The organism is Microbulbifer sp. ABE4_465 (assembly GCF_056160765.1).
Map to the genome: position 1 here is coordinate 75174 of NZ_JBSWXV010000006.1, position 18087 is coordinate 93260.

Genomic DNA, 18087 nt, shown 5'->3' on the forward strand with positions numbered 1-18087 from the left:
GTTACGCCAGTGAGCGAAGAATTACTCATCAACGTGGCGCCCATGGAAACCCGGGTGGCGCTGGTAGAAAACGGCGTGCTGCAGGAGGTTTACCTGGAGCGCACCGCCAGCCGCGGTATTGTGGGCAATATCTACAAGGGCAAGGTGGTGCGGGTGCTGCCGGGAATGCAGGCCGCGTTTGTGGATATCGGCCTCGAGCGCGCCGGTTTTATTCACGCCTCGGACATTGCTCCTCTCGACGACGAGGGCATGGAGTCCCGTGAAGGGGAGGTGGCGGATATCCGTGCGCTGGTGCGCGAGGGCCAGTCTCTGGTGGTGCAGGTGGTGAAAGACCCCATCTCCAGCAAGGGCGCACGCCTGACCACCCATCTGTCGGTATCCGCACGCTATCTCGTGTATATGCCGCAGACCCGTCATATCGGTATCTCAAACCGCATCGAAGACGAGTCTGAGCGTGAACGCCTGCGCGAGCTGGTGGATCTGGCTTCTGCCAAACTGGCGGATGAAGGCCTGAGCGCTGACGGCGGTTTTATTCTGCGCACCGTCGCCGAAGGGGTGAGTGAAGAAGAATTACTGCGGGATATTCCGTTCCTGTACAAGTTGTGGAACGAGCTGGAGCAGCGGATAAAAACAGAAAAAGAACCGGCGATCATCTACGAAGATCTGCCGCTGTTTATGCGCGCCCTGCGGGATCTGGCGCGCCCGCATACGGAAAAAATCCGTATCGACTCCCGCGAGGCCCACGCCCGCGCGGCCAAATTCACCAGCAAGTACGCGCCGGAAATTGCCCCGCGTATCGAGCACTATCCCGGTGAGCGCCCGCTGTTTGATCTGTACGGCGTTGAGGAAGAAATCCGCAAGGCGCTGCAAAACAAGGTGACCCTGAAATCCGGCGGCTACCTGATTGTCGAACAGACCGAGGCCATGAGCACCATCGATGTGAACACCGGTGCATTCGTTGGCCATCGCAATCTCGAAGAGACCATTTTCAAAACCAACCTGGAAGCGGCCACCGCCATTGCCCGCCAGCTGAGGCTGCGCAATCTCGGTGGCATCATCATCATCGACTTTATCGATATGCAGGACACCGAGCACCAGCGCCAGGTCCTGCGCACTCTGGAAAAAGCGCTGGAGCGGGATCACGCCAAGAGCAGTATCACCGGGGTGTCCGAACTGGGTCTGGTAGAAATGACCCGCAAGCGCACCCGCGAATCCCTCGGCCAGATGCTGTGCGAACCGTGCTCGGTTTGCGCCGGCCGCGGCACCCTGAAGACTGCGGAAACCGTCTGCTATGAAATTTTCCGCGAGATCATTCGCGAGGCGCGCGCTTACGACAGCGACAAGATCATGGTGCTGGCCAGTCAGGTTGTGATCGACCTGCTGCTGGACGAGGAATCCGCAAATGTGGCGGATTTGGAAGAATTTATCGCGCGCCCGATCCAGTTTCAGGTGGAACCCATCTACAACCAGGAGCAGTACGACATTGTTCTGGTGTAAGTGGTTCTGGTGCAAGTGGTTCTGGTATAGGCGCCCGACTGTGACGGCTTTTTCGCGTGCCACCCCTGTGGGGGAGGCCGACTGATGCTGTGGTTGCGCTGGTTTGCCCGCAAGTTCTGGTTGTTGGTGGTGATCACTGTGATCACTCTGGCAATCCTTGTGCAGACCGGTCGTATGCTCTCGCCACAGGTTGGCAAATACAGCCCACAAATTGGCCTCTGGCTGTCCGAGCGACTGGGCGCGCCGGTGGCGCTCGAGCATATCTCCCTGCAATGGCAGGCTCTGGAAGTGGCGCTGCAGATCGATGGCCTGAAAATTGGTGCCGAGGGCCAGGTAAAACTGGATCGCGGCCTGTTCCATCTGGATCTGCTGGCGAGCATCTGGAACCGCGAGCTGATCTGGAAAAATCTGGAAGCCGATGGCTTTTCAGCAGAGCTGGAACAGCGCCCCGAAGGGGGGTGGCAGGTGCGCGGGTTCCCGCTTGCCAGCAAGCCGGTAGAGGAAAACAGTGGCGGCGGTGTACGGCTTGGTGATCCGGCACGCATCTTTCAGCTTGGGCCCAAGGTACTGGTGCGCGACGCCAGTATTGGCCTGTCTCTCACCGATGGCCAATCGGCAAATCTAAACCTCAAAGAAATCCTATTGGAAAACAGTGGCGGTTTTCATCGCCTGGTGGCTCGTGCTTTTGTTACCGGCGCGATGGAAAGTCTGCACCGGGGTGAAGAAAGTTTGCGCCTGGTGCTGGAGGGGCGTGGTGATCCCCGCCGCAGCAAGGAGTTTTCCCTGCGCGGATACGTGCAGCTCAACGAACTGTTGATCGACGCCGATCTGGTGGGACTGCTTTACCAGCTATCACCATTGCCGGAAAAACTGTATTGGCCCGGGCGCAAACTTGCCGGCGGGCGTTTGTGGCTGAACTCTGATGCCGAGTCGGGATACAGTCTGCGTGGCAATCTGAGCCTTGCCCAGCAGCCCGAACAAAATACCGGGAGCGCGGTGTCGAATCAGGCCGCCGGTGCACTGGAGACCCTGAACGCCACCTCCAGCAATATTTCCGGTCATTGGCGCCCGGGGCAAAACTGGGAGCTGGTACTGCAGGACCTGGGATTGAACTGGCAACAGCTGGAAGTGCCCGCGGTCAATATTCAGGCCAGCGGTGACCAGCAGGGCGGACTGCAGTTGGCGGTCGATCAAATCGAACTGCAGGCCTGGCACCGGGTGCTCAAGGTGCTGGAACTGATTCCTGCCAAGGCCGATGAATGGCTGCAGGCTCTCGAGCCCTCTGGCGAATTGCAAAATGTGCGTTTATCCCGCGTGAATGGCGAAGTGACCGTCACTGCCAATTTACGCGATGTGGCTGCCGGAGCGCACCGCGGCGCGCCAGCGGTGACCGGAGTCAACGGGTTCCTGTCCCTGAACGGACAGGGTGGGCGTGTCGAGCTGGACAGCGAGCTTGGGTTCAGCGCCCATTTCCCGCTGCTGTACGACGAACCATTTTTCTTTTCTGCCGCGCGCGGCACCGTGGCCTGGGATATCGACCGCGAACACGAGACGGTCTCGGTGTATTCCGGGCCTCTGGACCTGGATGCCGCTGGCAAGACAGGAAAAAAATCGGTACCGGCTGGCGGCGCCTTCACGGGCCAGTTTCTGTTACAGATCCCGCTGGTGCCTTTCACCCGCGCTGCGGATTTTACTCTGGCACTGGGATTGCGCGATGTGGCGGTTACCGAGCAGCGCCACCTGGTGCCCACCGTTGTCAGCGACGACCTGCGCAACTGGTTGAACAGCGGTATCGGCACCAGTAACGAGGGGCGTATCCCCGCGGCCGGATTTGTGTATCGCGGATACAGCTACCGCGAAGGAGAGGACGAGGGGCTTCTTGCGCTGGGGCAGCATGCGCAGCGTCAGACGGTGCAGCTTCAGGCAGATATTGCCGATAGTCATTTGCATTACAGCCCCGGTTGGCCGGCGGCCGAGCACGTTGATGGCCACCTGGGGATCAACGATGCCGAGGTTCTCGTAGTCGCACCCAAGGCCCGCCTCTGGGATGTCGACGGCTCCAATGTCTCGGTGCGCATATCCCCTGCGCCGGGCGGCTCCCGCCTGGATGTATTCGCCGAGCTGCAGGGCCCGGCGACCGACGGTCTCAAGCTGCTGCGCGAGTCGCCCCTGCGCGACAGCCTGGGAGATGCCTTCGATCACTGGTCTCTGGACGGTGCCATGCAGGGCACTCTGCAGATTGCACAGCCCATGGGCGGCGCAAAATTTGCGTCAGAGCAGGTGGTGGAACTGGCGCTCTCCGATGCCAGCCTGGACCTGCAACGCCTGAACCTGCAGATCCATCAGCTCAATGGCAACGTGCGCTATCACAGTGAAACAGGTTTGCAGGGGTCTCATTTTCGCGGCCAGTTGTGGGGGCAACCGTTGCGCGCGTCCATCCAGCATCTGGGCAGTGGCGCGGAGAGAGATACGCAGGTGGTGGTCAACGGCAAGGCGGTTACGTCAGGTATCGGCGAGTGGAGTGGACGCCCCGAGTTGCAGTGGCTGGATGGCAAGCTGGATTACCAGGCACTGGTCACTATCCCGGCCAAATCCAAAGACAAGCCCTATCGAGCGATTCTCGAGCTGACTTCCGATCTTGAGCAAGTGGCGGTCAACCTTCCTGCGCCACTGGGTAAACCCGGTGGCGAGAAATCCCGGTTTGTGATGCGTGTACCGGTGGGTGACGAGGGCAACCTCTACCACATCAGTTATGGGGAACATTTGCAGGGCCAGTTGTGGCAGGTGGATGGCAAGCTCGAGCGAGGGGCGATCGCGCTGAATGCACCGGCGAAACTGCCGGACACGCCCGGTATCTCCGTTGTGGGCGACCTTTCTCTGGTGGACCTTGCGCCCTGGAAAAAGGCGTTGGAAATCTACACCACTCAGGCGGTCGAGCCGGACGTGGGCCAGGGTGGGTCACCACTGCCGATCAATCTGGATCTCAGTACCGACCTGCTCAAAGTTTCCGAGTCGGTACGGATCGATAATATCCACGTGAGTGGCCGTGGTCTCGGCGCGGACTGGCTGCTCAATTTCGACAGTGAAATCGCGGCGGGTGAATTGAGTGGCATGCTCAACACCGCCTCGCCATTGCGATTGAAGCTGGAGCACCTTCGTCTACCGGCACTGGCTGCCGCAGAGCCGTCCGCCGATGGTGACGCTGAAGCAACGGAAGTCGATAAGCAGGAACCTGGTGAGCCCGGCTTGCGTCATGACCGCTGGAAAGGGTTCGATTTTGCCAGTCTGCCAAGGGTGGATTTTTCCACCGAAAGCCTGTGGCTGGGTGAAGAGGCGATGGGTCCCTGGTCGTTCCGCCTGCACCCATCTGAACAGCGCCTTGTGATCAGTGAAATACAGGGGGCCATGCGCGGCATCCGTATCGAGGGGCGTGGTGCGGGAGAAAACAAACTGGGTGCGCAGTTGATGTGGATGCGCGATGCCGATGGCAGTGAATCCTCCCAATTTATTGGTCGCCTGCGGGGGGACAATCTGGGTGATGTGCTGCAGGCCTGGGGGCAGGAGGCCGCGATCGAAAGCCGCGCAGCGGTGTTCGATACCGCGCTGCGCTGGAGTGGATCTCCCGCTATGGTCAATCCCAATGATATGAACGGCGAGATCAGTATCGATATCCGCAACGGCCGCTTCCTTCGTGCCAGCGACAACGCGGGGACTTCGTTGTTGCGCCTGCTGTCCCTGTTCAACTTCGACACCTGGGCACGTCGCCTGCGCCTGGATTTTTCCGACCTGGTGCAGAGCGGACTGACCTTTGACCAGGTGCGCGGGGAGGTCTATTTCGAGGGGGATGGCGAGTTGTTGATCGCGGTGCCCATTCAGGTGGAAGGGCCCACCAGTGAGTTGCAGATGGCGGGGCGGGTCAACTTGCGCCGGGAAGACCTGAACCTGACTCTGGTGGCAACTTTGCCCGTGGGGAATAACCTGGCCTTTGTCGCGGCGCTGGCCGGGGGCCTGCCCGCTGCGGCGGGTGTGTACCTGATCAGTAAGGTGTTCAAAAAGCAGGTGGATAGGGTTGCGAGTGTGAGTTATCGAATCAGCGGTGAATGGACGGATCCTGAGGTGCGCTTCGACCGCTTGTTTGACGACGGCGCGGCCGGGCGAGAGACCCAGCGCGCGGGTGCCAACTGAATGAGCGTTGACTGCACAATCCGAGTTATCTTTCGATATTGATGCAACTTGCAATGTAATACCGGTCAGTGGTGTGGGGCCAGGGCAAGATGAATAATAAAATAAGCTCACTATTGAAGTGGGTCGCCAGTGTCCGAGGTGGTTTCTTTGACTGGTATTTCCGCGAATCGCTATACCCTGTTCAAAATCTTCAAGTACACCGTTTACTGCCTTTTGGCGGTCAACGTATATGCGTTTTTTGTCGAGAATCACGCAGCAGCGGGTACTGTTTTTGCCGACGGGATAAGCCTGGGCAATATCATTGAGGCTTATAACGATTCCATTGACACGCTGGCCTGGGTGTTACTGCTGTTGGTGTTCGAGCTGGAAACCTGGGTGTTGTCCGATGAGAAGCTGAAGGGGCGTATTAAGTGGGTTTTGAATGCGGTTTCCGCGTTTTGTTATGTGGTTATCGTGTACTCGTTTTACGGTTATTTCTCGGAGATGCTGTCGCTGACGCATCTGTTGCCGGTAGCGGGATCTGCCTGTGATCTGGCGGCCAGCGGTGGCTGGTCGATGGTACTGGAGCAGAATGAATATACGGCACTGTCGGCGGCAAATTGCGGGTCGCTGGCGGATGCGAGCCTGCTTGGTCTTGCTGATGCACAAATCGTGGGTGATGCGGAGATCTGGCGAGAGATTCAGTGGCTGGCGTGGGTGGATGTGATCAATGCCGGTGCCTGGCTGCTGGTGGTGGCGATCCTGGCATTCGATGTCTGGCTGCAACTGCGTCACCAGCTGACCGATTCCATCATGCGGTATTCCCAGGTGATCAAGGGGCTGCTGTATTTCACTCTGCTGCTTTGCGCTATTTACTGGGGAGTCAGTGGCGAGCTTCTTGATTTTTGGGATGCGTTCCTGTGGCTGGTGGCCTTCTTCTTTATCGAGATGAACCTGTTCGAGTGGCAGGCTGAGACTAGCGCTGAGTAATTTTGTGGTTTTGTGGTCTGGGGTGCTTCGGTTCTTGCCCGGTGGCGGTGCCGCTACCGGGTAGGATCTTGTGAGACGCGCCGTGAACCCATCCATGGGGGCTCTTCTGCGAGGTCCCTCTCGCAGAAGGTCTCACAAGATCCTACCCGGCATCGACACCTTCGCATTTTGCTTCAGTAGTAACTGCTAACTAAAAGCTGCGATCAATCAGTACGGCTGGTTACTTCCAGCAGGTGATAACCAAACTGGGTTTTCACAGGACCGTGTACCTTGTTCAACTCATCGTTGAAAACCACCTTGTCGAATTCCGGCACCATCTGACCCTGACCAAACTCACCCAGGTCGCCACCGTTGCGGCCGGAGGGGCACTTGGAATATTGCTGGGCAACCTTTCCGAAATCGGCGCCGTCTTCAATTTGCTTTTTCAGGTCCTGACACTGGGCTTCGCTTTCTACCAGAATGTGGCGGGCTGTTGCTCTTGGCACGGGTGTATTCCTCATTTATTGATGATGGATAAATTCTTGAGCGGCAAGCTTAGTGGTTAAAGCTTCCTGGGGCCAGCTACTGTCCTGATAGCGTCGCAAAGGTATTGCACTTGTTGACGTCACCGGTGCTGAACCCCTGTTGGAACCAGTGGGCCCGCTGTTCGGCGCTGCCGTGGGTAAAGGCGTCGGGGGAGACGGCGCGGCCGGCTCGGCGTTGCAGGTGGTCGTCGCCTACTGCCGCAGCCGCGCGAAGGCCTTCTTCCACATCGCCGGGCTCCAGCATCTGTTTGTCGCGGTTGGCATAGAACGCCCAAACGCCCGCATAACAGTCTGCCTGTAACTCCAGCATTACCGAAAGGCGGTTCGCCGTTACCTTGTCTGCTTGCATGCGCGCCTGTTGTACCTTGGCGGAGAGGCCCTGCAGATTCTGCACATGGTGACCGACCTCGTGCGCAATCACGTAGGCAAATGCGAAGTCACCCGGCGCCCCGAGCTTTTTCAATTCGTTTAAAAAACTCAGGTCCAGATACACCTTCTGGTCGCCGGGGCAGTAGAAGGGGCCTACCGCCGCAGAACTGAGGCCGCAGGCGGAACGCACCGCGTCGGTATAGAGCACCAGCTTGGGGGCAGAATATTGTGCCCCGGCCTGCTGGAAAACCTGCCCCCACACATCTTCCGTCGAGCCCAGCACCACCGAGACAAATTGCGCCACCTCATCGTCAGCCCCGGGTGCGCCGGGCGCTGTCTGTGCGTCGGGTCCAAGGCTCGGGGATTCGGTGTTCGGCATACCGCTGAACAGGTTGCCGCCAAAGTAATACAGCGCTGCCAGTGCCAGCAGAATCAGCCAGCCCTTTTTACTGCGCAACAGAAACGGCGCCAGGGCCAGCAGGTTGCCCAGGCCACCCATGCCTCCTCCGCCACCCGGAGAGCGCTCGCCGCGGCGATCCTCAATATTTGAACTTCTGCGACCTTCACGCCAGCGCATGGGATACCTCTCACTGAATAACCGTTCGCATATAAATTTGAGCATAGAACAGTTGGCGCGAGTTTTTGTTTTCAGGTGGGGAGATTATTCTTGTGCCATCGACAGGAGTGGTATCTTTGTCGCCAACCCATTCAGCCGGAGAGCCAAGATCTTGTCCCTTATCCCACTCTTCCCCCTCAATATGGCGCTGTTTCCCGGTGTGACCCTGCCGTTGCGTATTTTTGAGCAGCGCTATCTGCGACTGGTGACCGAATCACTCCGGTCCGATACCGGATTTGGGGTGGCACTGATTCGCAGTGGCAAGGAAGTGGGCGTGGGCCCTGCGGAGGTGTGGCCGCTGGGGTTGTATGTGCGTATTGTCGACTGGAGCCAGGGTGAAGAGGGGTTGCTGCATATCGATGTGGCCGGAGAGTCCCGCTTTCGCGTGCAGGAGACCTTTCCCGAAGAGGACGGTCTGTTGATGGCAGATGTGGAGTGGTTACCGGATGAAGAGTCGCACCCGGTGCCCGATACCTTTGACGGGCTGATGGCGATTTTGAACGAGCTCAAGCAGCATACCGCGACGCTCTCATTGAAGTTTGCCCCGGTGGAAACCGCCGAGGCGCTTTCCTGGCAGTTGGCGCAGCTGCTTCCTCTGGACGATGCCGCCCGTGTCGAGCTGCTGGCCAGTCACGACCCGCTGGAACGGCTGGCAAACATCGCGGCCAACCTGGATCGCTGGGCCAAGGAATAGAAAGTACAGGCCCAGCTGCGCACCACGGAATTGGGCTGGTAAATAATCGATAAGAAATAAATAAACAAAAAGAAAACAGATTTTGCCAATGGATAATTTTGTTTTTGTGGGCGTGATGTTGATTCTCGCAATCATCATCGGCTCCTTTCTGGGTATTTTTGCGTTCGCCGAAGTCAGGCAATTGCGCCGCGAAGTCACTCGCCTGCGAGAGAGGCTGGATGAACTGGTGGATGGCATTGCGGATGAGACGGTGCAGCCCGCCGTCACAATGACCCCGCAGCCACAGCCGGCACCGGACGACCTGAAACTCGATATCGAGATCGATGCACCAAAAGCGGTTGAGCCGGCTCCGTCCCCGGCTCCGCAGGCCGGTTGGAAAAAAGAGCGCTGGTCCACCCATTCAAGCTCCGCCGCTCAGTCGCAGGATAAGGATCCTGTGGGCGACCGGCTCTTCGAGCGTCTGCAGAAAAACTGGATGGTGTGGCTGGGCGGCGCCTGTGTCGCGCTGTCGGGAATTTTCCTCGCCCGGTACGGTATCGAGCAGGGATTACTCGGCCCGAAAGTGCGTGTGATCATGGGGCTGGTGACCGCGCTTGCCCTGTATGTGGCAGCCGAAGTGCTGCGACGCAAAACCGGCAGCACCCATCCTACTTTCGCCGCACTCGCCGGCGGCGGTGCTATTACCGCGTTTGCCGCGGTGCTGTCTGCGGTACATCTTTACAGCCTGGTTGAGCCAGGTGTGGCCTTTGGCGCGCTGGCGCTGGTGGCACTGATCACCATGTGGCTGGCGCGATTGCACGGCCCGGTGCTCGCCGCCATCGGCATGCTCGGCGCTTATGCGGTGCCGATTCTGGTTTCCAGCGGCTCGGGAAATGTGCTGGGTGCGATGGTGTACGCACTGATTATTTCCACCTCGGTACTGCTGCTGTTGCGACACGTTTACCGCAGCTGGTTGTGGCTTGGAATGTTGGCTGGTGCGCTGCTGTGGTGGCTGATCTCCCTGGCCGGGCACCAGGCCGACGGCTGGCGCGGCCTCTACCTGGCGGCAGTGGCCTATCTGGTGATTGCGGTCATTCCCGGTAACTGGCTGTTACGGGAGCGCATGCCAGCAAACGGATCCGCAGCGGCACTGGTACTGCCGAGCCTGCTGGTGATTGTGGTCGCCCAGTGTCTGTCGATATTCCGTGAAGGTGTTGATCCCTCGACGGCTTCTGCAGTATCCCTGTTGGGGACATGGAGCCCGCTGGCTCTGGTGGCGCTGATCGCCGCGCGCAAAAATCCCACACTGACACCGGTGCCCTGGGTGCTGTTTCTCGGACAGTTGGTGGCCTGGTTTGCCAGCCGGCTGGATCAGTGGGGCGGGGATGCGGTGCGCCTGTTGCCGCTGGCCGCGGAGCAGCAGGGCGCTTTCCTGTTGTACCTGCTGTTAACGGCGGTGCTTTTCAGTGGTATGGCCATCTACAACTATCTCTCAATCAAGCTGTCGGGCGAGGAGAACCGCCGCGGCGCGTCTGGTGCCTGGTGGGCGTCCCTCGCGGTGATGGCACCGCTACTGTCCCTGCTGATCGGATACGCGCTGGCCGGGGGCTATCTGTCCAAGTTCTGGTGGTGCCTGTACGCCGCCATTTTTGGCGCGGTGTTTATGTATCTGGGCAGCCGCGGTGTCGGCCGGCACTGGTCCCGGGGCATGGTGGTGTGGCTGTTTATCGCAGCGCATTTTGCCTACAGTTTGGCGGTGTGTCTGTGGCTGAAGCAGGCGAGTCTGACTCTCGCACTGGCATTGCAGGCCATTTCTCTGGCCTGGGTGATTCGCCGGTTTGAAGTGCCGGCGCTGGGCTGGCTACTGAAGGCGGTACTGGTACTGGTGGTGGTGCGCCTTACCCTGAATCCCTGGCTCCTGACATATGACAGTATCTACAACAACGTCGCCCACTGGTCCCTGTGGACCTACGGTGGTTCCGCCCTGTGCGCCTGGCTGGCTGCTCGTCTGTTGCGGGAACCCCAGCTGAACCTGGCCCGCTGGGCAGAGGCGGCGGCACTGCACTTGCTGGTACTGACCCTGTGGGCGGAATGCCGCTACTGGCTGTACGACGGCAATGCCCTGGCCGGGGAGTACCGATTTGCCGAGGCGGTGATCAATATGTGGCTGTTTACCGCCCTGGGGCTGGTGTACTACCGCAAAAGCCTGATCGCCGGCAGCTTCGCCAACTGGTACGACGGCTACGGCCGGCTGCTGATGGCCGGGGGGCTGGTCAATTACCTGTGGATTCTGCTGGCCACCGCCACCAGCGAGCCCTGGGCCTGGCGCGCCATTAGCGAGCGGCCGCTATTCAATATGCTGCTGCCGGCGTTTGCCGGGCCGGTGCTACTGGCCTTTGTGGTGAGCCGTTTCTATCTACCTGGGGTGCGCCGCTATGCCGCGCTGCTGTCGGCATTTGCGGCGTTTGTATGGGTATCCCTGGAGGTGCGGCACCTGTGGCAAGGCAGTATCCGCCTGGATACTTCCGCGGCCACCGGCGAGCTCTACACCTATTCTGCGGTGTGGCTGGCGCTGGCGGTGGCGGCCATATTGCTCGGCAGTTGGCGCGGTTGGCGCAGCTGTTATCAGGGCGGTATGGCGGTGCTGGCTCTCGTTATCGTCAAGCTGTTCCTGGTGGATATGTCCGGTCTTGAAGGGCTGCTGCGGGTGGCATCGTTTATGGGAATGGGGCTGGCGCTACTGGGGATTGCCTTTCTCCACCAGAAACTGGGGCAGCAGCGGCCGCAAGAATCTGCCCATTAACCGTTTTAGTTGGGCAATTTTCCGGCGCCGTTGCGGTATACTGCGCGGCCGTTTTCCGGCGCTCGTGCCGGGAGATGTGAGAATTGACGCGGGATTGGCGACAATCCCGGCGAGATAGCGTGTTTTGCAAGGAGATCAGCAATGAACAGTGTCAGCGCCACCGAGCGAGAGCAGGAATCTACCGGTTCCACATCTGCCATGGAAACAATGCAGGCCATGGGCCGCGCCGCGCGCGCCGCTGCCCGCCTGATGGCTCGCGCTGACACTGGAATCAAAAATGCTGCCCTTAAGGCCATCGCCGCGGAGCTGGACAATCAGCGACCGCAGCTGGCGGCGGCCAACGCCCAGGATATGCAGAACGGCCGCGACAACGGCCTGGATGCGGCCCTGTTGGACCGCCTGGAACTGAATGATGCGCGTATCGACGCCATGATCGATGGGCTCAACCAGATTGCCGAACTGCCGGACCCGGTGGGTGAAGTCAGCGACCTGAAATACCGCCCCAGTGGTATCCAGGTGGGCAAAATGCGTGTGCCGCTTGGGGTGGTGGGCATCATCTATGAGTCCCGCCCCAACGTGACCATCGATGCGGCCAGCCTGTGCCTGAAGTCCGGTAACGCCACTATTTTGCGCGGCGGCTCCGAGGCACTGCACTCCAACCGTGCCATTGCCGCCTGTATTTCCGCGGGCATGAAACAGGTTGGCCTGCCGGAAACCGCGGTACAGGTAGTGGGCACCACCGATCGCGCTGCGGTGGGCGCGCTGATTACCATGCCGGAATACGTGGACGTGATCGTCCCCCGCGGCGGCAAAGGGCTGATCGAACGCATCAGCAACGACGCACGGGTGCCGGTGATCAAGCATCTCGATGGTATCTGCCATGTGTATCTGGACGACCGCGCGGATACGGAAAAGGCCTTCAACATTGCCCTGAACGCCAAAACCCACCGCTACGGCGTGTGCAACGCCATGGAAACCCTGCTGGTGGCAGAGGCTGTAGCGGCAGAGTTCCTGCCGCGCCTGGCCGCGGCCTATGGTGAAAAAGGCGTTGAGCTGCGCGGGTGCGACAAGACCCGCGCGATCCTGCCCCAGGCACTGCCGGCAACGGAAGAAGACTGGGGTACGGAGTACCTGGCGCCGGTACTGGCGATTCGCGTGGTGGCGGATATGGATGGGGCCATGGAGCACATTGCCCGTTACAGCTCCGGCCACACCGAGGCGATCGTCACCGAAGACTACAGCCGCGCCCGCCGTTTTATGGCGGAAGTGGATTCCAGTTCGGTGATCATCAACGCCTCCACCCGCTTTGCGGACGGCTGTGAATACGGCCTGGGCGCGGAAATCGGTATCAGTACCGACAAGATTCACGCCCGCGGCCCGGTGGGCCTGGAAGGCCTGACCTCGCAGAAATGGATCGTGTTCGGGGACGGACAGATCCGCCAGTGAGCCCGAATCCGTAATGAATCCGACGTCGAAAACCCTGGCGCTGTTTGGCGGCACCTTTGACCCGGTGCACTTCGGCCACCTGCGCATGGCGCTGGAGCTGAAGCAGAGCCTGGGTTTCGATGAAATGCGCCTGCTGCCATCCCACCAGCCGGCGCACCGCGCCGCCCCTGGCGTGACCGCGGAAACGCGGCGGGACATGCTGGCGCTGGCATTGCAGGACTGCCCGGAGCTGGTGCTGGACGCGCGGGAACTGCAGCGCGCAGGCCCCACCTACACGGTGGATACCCTGGAAGAACTGCGCGGTGAGCTGGGAGGCGAAGTCTCCATCAGCTTTTGCATGGGGATGGATTCCCTGCTGGGCCTGCCCGGCTGGCACCGCTGGCAGCGGTTGCTGGAGCTGGCCCACCTGGTGGTTGTCGCCCGCCCTGGATTCGACATCCCTGGCGAAGGGGCGGTGGCTGAACTGGTGGCGGCAAAGCGCGGTGCTCTGGTGGATATCCAACAGCAGCCCGCAGGGCGAATCCTGCTGCAGGAACTGAGCCTGTTGCCAATCTCCGCCACGGACATTCGCACCCAGATCAAAAGTGGCCGCTCACCGCAGTTTCTGCTGCCGGAGCGGGTGCTGGACTACATTCAAACTTATCGGCTCTACCAATAGTTGAGCCTCAAAAGAGCGGAGCCCCGGCTCCCGATACAGGTGTTATGACTGATATCAAATCAATTGCGGTAAACGCACTGGAAGACCTCAAGGGTAAAGACATCGTTTCCATGGACGTTTCTGAACTCAGCGACGTGATGGATACCCTCATCATCTGCACCGGTACTTCTAACCGCCAGGTGAAGTCCCTGGCCAACAATGTGGTTGAGGACGGCAAGGAAGCGGGCATTCGCCCCATCGGTGTGGAAGGCATGGAGCAGGGCGAGTGGGTGCTGGTGGACTACGGTGACGTGGTGATCCATGTGATGCAGGCGGAAACCCGCGGCTTCTACGACCTGGAAAAACTCTGGTCCATGACCCCGAACACCCGCGACGACGCGGACGGTTCCGACCCGCACCAAGACTGATCCGCTGGTCGTTCTTCCGTGAAGATCAGAATCATCGCCGCCGGCGGCAAGATGCCCGGGTGGGTGCAGGAGGGCTACAACGAGTACGCCAAGCGCCTGCCCCGGGAACTGACCCTGGAAATGGTAGAAATCCCCCTTGGCAATCGCGGCCAGAAGAACTCTCCGGCACTGGTGGAGAAAGCCCGCCAGAAAGAAGGGGAGGCCATGCTGGCGGCGATCAATCCGCGGGAGCATGTGGTGGCGCTGGAAGTGAAGGGCAAGGCCTGGAGCACCGAGCAGCTTTCCCGCGAGCTTGCGGACTGGCAGATGGGCGGCGACAACGTCTGCCTGCTGATTGGCGGCCCCGATGGGCTGGCGCCGGAGTGTGTGGCGCGGGCGAACCAGAAGTGGTCCCTGTCTGCGCTCACCATGCCGCATCCGCTGGTGCGGGTGCTGTTGGTGGAGCAGGTCTACCGGGCCTGGACACTGCTTGCGGGGCACCCCTATCACAAGTAGATAGTCACCAATCCCATCGGTTGGCCGAGGGATGGTGAACTGCTGCTGGCGGCTGTGGTCTCAATCCTGTGGCACGGAGCTCAACCTGGCACCTGGGCCATAGGTTGCGATATTTGCCATCAACTCCGCTGTCATCTCCGCATGGACGGCAAACTTGTGTACACTCCGTGGTCATTTTCGCGCCACTGACTAACCTGTTTTCACCAGCATGCCTGAAAACCTGCACTTTAAAGATCACCACACGGAGCAGCGGCTATTCCGCAACCGTATGCTGGTGGCCATCTTCGGTGTGGTTGCGCTGTTGGGGGTGCTGGTTGCGCGCCTGTACAACCTGCAGGTAGTCAACTTCGAGGACTACCGTACCCAGTCGGACCAGAACCGCATTCAGGTGCGCCCGGTGCCACCGACCCGCGGGCTGATCTATGACCGCAACGGCGAGTTGCTCGCCGACAACCGGCCCAGCTACACCCTGTCTATCGTGCGCGAGCGGGTCAAAGACCTGGACGCGACCCTCGAACTGCTCGGCCAGCTGGTGGAGCTGGACGATGGCGATGTAGAAAAATTCAAGCGCCGCCTGCCGCGCCGCCGTCCCTTCGAACCCGTCCCTTTGCGCTACCGTCTCAGCGAAGAAGAAATCGCCCGTATCAGCGTGAACGAGTTTCACCTGCTCGGGGTTTCCGTAGAGGCGGAACTGGTGCGCTATTACCCGGAGCAGGAGCTGTTTGCCCATAGCGTCGGTTATGTTGGACGGATCAACGAGCGCGAACTGTCGAGTTTCTCCGAGGAAGACGTGCGCCGTTACCGCGGCACCCAGAGTATCGGCAAGGTGGGGCTGGAGCGCTCCTACGAAGATATGCTGCTGGGCGAAGTGGGCTACGAGAATGTGGAAACCAACGCCCGCGGTCGCGTGCTGCGGGTGCTGGAGCGTCAGGACCCCAAACCCGGCTCGGAGCTGACCCTGCATCTGGATACCCGCCTGCAGCAGGTGGCCACCGAGGCGCTGGGGGACAACCGTGGCGCTGTAGTGGCGATCGATGTGAAAACCGGTGGTGTGCTCGCCTTCGTCAGCCAGCCGTCTTTCGACCCAAACCTGTTTGTAACCGGCATCAGCTTCAAGGATTACAGCGCCCTGCGGGACTCACTGGATGTGCCGCTGTTTAACCGTGTGGTGCAGGGGCAGTATCCGCCCGGCTCTACGCTCAAGCCCATGATGGGGCTGGGGGGGCTGGCTGCCGGTGTGATCACCGCCGAGACACAAGTGGCGGATCCCGGCTTTTTCAAGCTCCCCAATGACTCCCGTATTTATCGCGACTGGAAACGCTGGGGCCACGGCAAGCATGTGGACCTGATTCAGGGCCTCGCGCAGAGTTGTGATGTCTACTTCTGGGACATGGCGCATCGCTGGAGCATCGATGGCATGCACGATATTGCCACCCGTTTCGGCCTCGGGGAAAAAACCGGTATTGATTTGCCGAGGGAATACCCGGGACTCTTCCCGTCGCGCGCCTGGAAACGCGGCGCTCGCGGTGTGCCCTGGTTTCCCGGTGACAGCCTGAACGCAGTGCTGGGGCAGGGGTTTGTGTTGGCAACGCCACTGCAGCTGGCGGTGATGACTGCGACCATTGCCAACCGCGGCACTCATTACCGCCCGCAGGTGGTTATGGCGGTGGATGGCATCGAGCAGCCGCCGGAAATTCTGCACCATGTGGACGCGCGCCCAGAGCATTGGGACCTGGTCTTTGAAGGTATGGAAGCGGTGGTCTACAGCACTCACGGCACCGGCAAGCGCGCCGGTGCCGGCCTCGACTTCAAAGTGGCGGGCAAGTCCGGTACGGCTCAGGTGGTCGGTATTGCGCAGGGTGAAAAATACGATTCCGAAGCGCTGAAAGAGCGCCATCGGGATCACGCCCTGTTTGTGGCCTTCGCGCCGGTGGACGATCCGCAGATAGCGGTGTCGGTGCTGGTGGAAAACGGCGAGGGCGGCGGCAAGGTCGCCGCGCCGGTAGCCCGTGAAGTCTTTTTCGACTGGATGTCTCGGGCCTACGAAGATACCGCCAGTCGTCACTCCTGGCGTCCACCCATGGTCAACGCCTGTATGAACGAGCAAGCGGGAGTGCGTATTAGTGGCTAGCCGCGATTACATGAACCGGCTGCCGGACACCGGCAGCAGCCTGCGCCGCCCGGAGAGTTTTTCCCGCCGCTGGCACATCGATTTGCCGCTGCTACTGTTGCTGATGGCACTGGCTGGTGTCGGCCTGGTGGTGTTGTACAGTGCTGCCGGCGAAGAATTTCACTACGTAAAACGCCAGGCGGTCTTTATGGGCCTGGCGTTTATCGGCATGTTGATTGCCGCACAGATTCCACTGGAGTTTTACCGGCGCTGGTCGCCCTGGTTTTATCTGGCCGGGTGCTGCCTGTTGGTGGCGGTGCTGTTTGTGGGTGTCGGTGCCAAGGGTGCCCAGCGCTGGCTGCAGATTGGTGGCTTTCGCTTCCAGCCCTCCGAGGCTCTGAAGTTGGCCGTACCCATCGCGGTGGCGGCCTATCTGCACAAGCGGGCCCTGCCGCCGTCCTTTCTGACGGTCGTGGCCACGCTCGTTATTATCGGTATTCCCGCTGTGCTGATCGTACGTCAGCCAGACCTGGGTACCTCCATTCTGATCGCCGCCTCCGGCATCTTTGCCCTGTATCTGTCCGGCCTCAGCTGGAAGATGATTGGCAGCGCCATTGTCATGGGGCTGATGGCCGCCTGGCCCATGTGGATGTGGGGGCTGCGGGATTACCAGAAACAGCGGATTCTCACCCTGTTCAACCCGGACGCGGATCGTCTTGGCGCCGGCTGGAACATCTTCCAGTCCAAGGCGGCGATCGGTTCCGGGGGCTGGTCCGGCAAGGGGTACATGCAGGGCACCCAGTCGCAACTGGATTTTCTGCCGGAAAGCCACACAGATTTCATCATCGCGGTACTGGCGGAAGAGTGGGGAATGCGCGGCGCACTGATCCTGTTGACTCTGTATCTGTTGATCATCGCCCGGGGCATCTATATTAGTTTTATGGCCCAACATGTATTCGGAAGGTTGTTGGCGGGCAGTATCACGCTGACCTTTTTCGTCTACGTGTTTGTGAATATCGGTATGGTGACCGGCTTACTGCCAGTGGTGGGGGTTCCTCTGCCCCTGGTCAGCCACGGTGGTACCTCGGTAATTACCCTGATGGCGGGGTTTGGTATTCTGATGGCCGTCAGCACGGAAAGGCGCAGAGTACTTTTCTGACAACTTTGACCTGAAACTGGTCGCGTATGCAATAACGTGAGCCGGTTCAGGCTGCCTTCACTTTTTCGGGTGTATCGTGCCACTTTTTGGCGCGGTTGCAGTCACAATAGCCATTCGCAGTGTTCCCGGTGCGGGGACGCGAGGGCGACTGAACAAATACATCGATCAGTGAAAAG

Annotated in this window: 13 protein-coding genes; 11 read left to right on the forward strand and 2 right to left on the reverse strand. The window is 60.1% G+C overall.

All coding sequences use genetic code 11. The features are described from left to right. The first annotated feature begins 9 nt into the window (after positions 1-9). From rng to ACXAG1_RS11545, 3 genes are all read left to right on the forward strand, one after another. Positions 10-1497 (forward strand): ribonuclease G, encoded by a 1488-nt coding sequence (gene rng / locus ACXAG1_RS11535; RefSeq protein ID WP_475092195.1) that lies wholly within the window; start codon positions 10-12, stop codon positions 1495-1497. Positions 1498-1581: 84 nt separating this feature from the next. Then, positions 1582-5682 (forward strand): YhdP family phospholipid transporter, encoded by a 4101-nt coding sequence (locus ACXAG1_RS11540; protein WP_475119769.1) that lies wholly within the window; start codon positions 1582-1584, stop codon positions 5680-5682. A gap of 138 nt (positions 5683-5820) precedes the next feature. Beyond that, on the forward strand, positions 5821-6651 hold the full coding sequence (locus tag ACXAG1_RS11545; protein ID WP_475119770.1) for a hypothetical protein: 831 nt from the start codon (positions 5821-5823) through the stop codon (positions 6649-6651). Positions 6652-6854: 203 nt separating this feature from the next. On the opposite strand, the gene ACXAG1_RS11550 is transcribed toward ACXAG1_RS11545, so the two are convergent. Both ACXAG1_RS11550 and ypfJ read right to left on the reverse strand, forming a co-directional pair. After that, on the reverse strand, positions 6855-7136 hold the full coding sequence (locus ACXAG1_RS11550) for a peptidylprolyl isomerase (RefSeq protein ID WP_043318700.1): 282 nt from the start codon (positions 7134-7136) through the stop codon (positions 6855-6857). Positions 7137-7212: 76 nt separating this feature from the next. After that, complete coding sequence (ypfJ, locus tag ACXAG1_RS11555; protein WP_475119771.1) at positions 7213-8121, reverse strand: KPN_02809 family neutral zinc metallopeptidase; 909 nt, start codon at positions 8119-8121, stop codon at positions 7213-7215. Between the two features lie 151 nt (positions 8122-8272). Here ypfJ and ACXAG1_RS11560 point away from each other — a divergent pair, with 151 nt between their 5' ends. The 8 genes from ACXAG1_RS11560 (at position 8273) to rodA (ending at position 17911) form a co-directional block, all read left to right on the forward strand. Further along, positions 8273-8854, forward strand: coding sequence for an LON peptidase substrate-binding domain-containing protein (locus tag ACXAG1_RS11560; protein ID WP_475119772.1), 582 nt, complete (start codon positions 8273-8275; stop codon positions 8852-8854). Positions 8855-8942: 88 nt separating this feature from the next. Beyond that, positions 8943-11636, forward strand: coding sequence for a DUF2339 domain-containing protein (locus tag ACXAG1_RS11565; protein ID WP_475119773.1), 2694 nt, complete (start codon positions 8943-8945; stop codon positions 11634-11636). A 141-nt stretch (positions 11637-11777) separates the two neighbouring features. After that, on the forward strand, positions 11778-13082 hold the full coding sequence (locus tag ACXAG1_RS11570) for a glutamate-5-semialdehyde dehydrogenase (RefSeq protein WP_475119774.1): 1305 nt from the start codon (positions 11778-11780) through the stop codon (positions 13080-13082). A 13-nt stretch (positions 13083-13095) separates the two neighbouring features. Further along, positions 13096-13740, forward strand: coding sequence for a nicotinate-nucleotide adenylyltransferase (nadD, locus tag ACXAG1_RS11575; protein WP_475119775.1), 645 nt, complete (start codon positions 13096-13098; stop codon positions 13738-13740). Between the two features lie 44 nt (positions 13741-13784). Continuing rightward, the gene (gene rsfS / locus ACXAG1_RS11580) at positions 13785-14147 is read left to right on the forward strand and encodes a ribosome silencing factor (protein ID WP_475092202.1); all 363 of its coding nucleotides are present in this window, start codon (positions 13785-13787) and stop codon (positions 14145-14147) included. Between the two features lie 18 nt (positions 14148-14165). Continuing rightward, positions 14166-14642 (forward strand): 23S rRNA (pseudouridine(1915)-N(3))-methyltransferase RlmH, encoded by a 477-nt coding sequence (rlmH, locus tag ACXAG1_RS11585; protein ID WP_475119776.1) that lies wholly within the window; start codon positions 14166-14168, stop codon positions 14640-14642. Positions 14643-14850: 208 nt separating this feature from the next. Then, positions 14851-16773, forward strand: a complete 1923-nt coding sequence (mrdA, locus tag ACXAG1_RS11590; RefSeq protein WP_475119777.1) for a penicillin-binding protein 2 — start codon at positions 14851-14853, stop codon at positions 16771-16773. Continuing rightward, positions 16766-17911, forward strand: coding sequence for a rod shape-determining protein RodA (gene rodA / locus ACXAG1_RS11595; protein WP_475092205.1), 1146 nt, complete (start codon positions 16766-16768; stop codon positions 17909-17911). The genes mrdA and rodA overlap by 8 nt, the downstream gene beginning before the upstream one ends. Positions 17912-18087: the final 176 nt, after the last annotated feature.

What these genes read in the sequence shown, in the direction of transcription:
- ACXAG1_RS11540 (WP_475119769.1), top strand. Translation starts at nt 1,582, where the DNA reads ATGCTGTGGTTGCGCTGGTTTGCCCGCAAGTTCTGGTTGTTGGTGGTG.
- ypfJ (WP_475119771.1), bottom strand. Translation starts at nt 8,121, where the DNA reads ATGCGCTGGCGTGAAGGTCGCAGAAGTTCAAATATTGAGGATCGCCGC.
- ACXAG1_RS11565 (WP_475119773.1), top strand. Translation starts at nt 8,943, where the DNA reads ATGGATAATTTTGTTTTTGTGGGCGTGATGTTGATTCTCGCAATCATC.
- ACXAG1_RS11570 (WP_475119774.1), top strand. Translation starts at nt 11,778, where the DNA reads ATGAACAGTGTCAGCGCCACCGAGCGAGAGCAGGAATCTACCGGTTCC.
- nadD (WP_475119775.1), top strand. Translation starts at nt 13,096, where the DNA reads ATGAATCCGACGTCGAAAACCCTGGCGCTGTTTGGCGGCACCTTTGAC.
- rsfS (WP_475092202.1), top strand. Translation starts at nt 13,785, where the DNA reads ATGACTGATATCAAATCAATTGCGGTAAACGCACTGGAAGACCTCAAG.
- mrdA (WP_475119777.1), top strand. Translation starts at nt 14,851, where the DNA reads ATGCCTGAAAACCTGCACTTTAAAGATCACCACACGGAGCAGCGGCTA.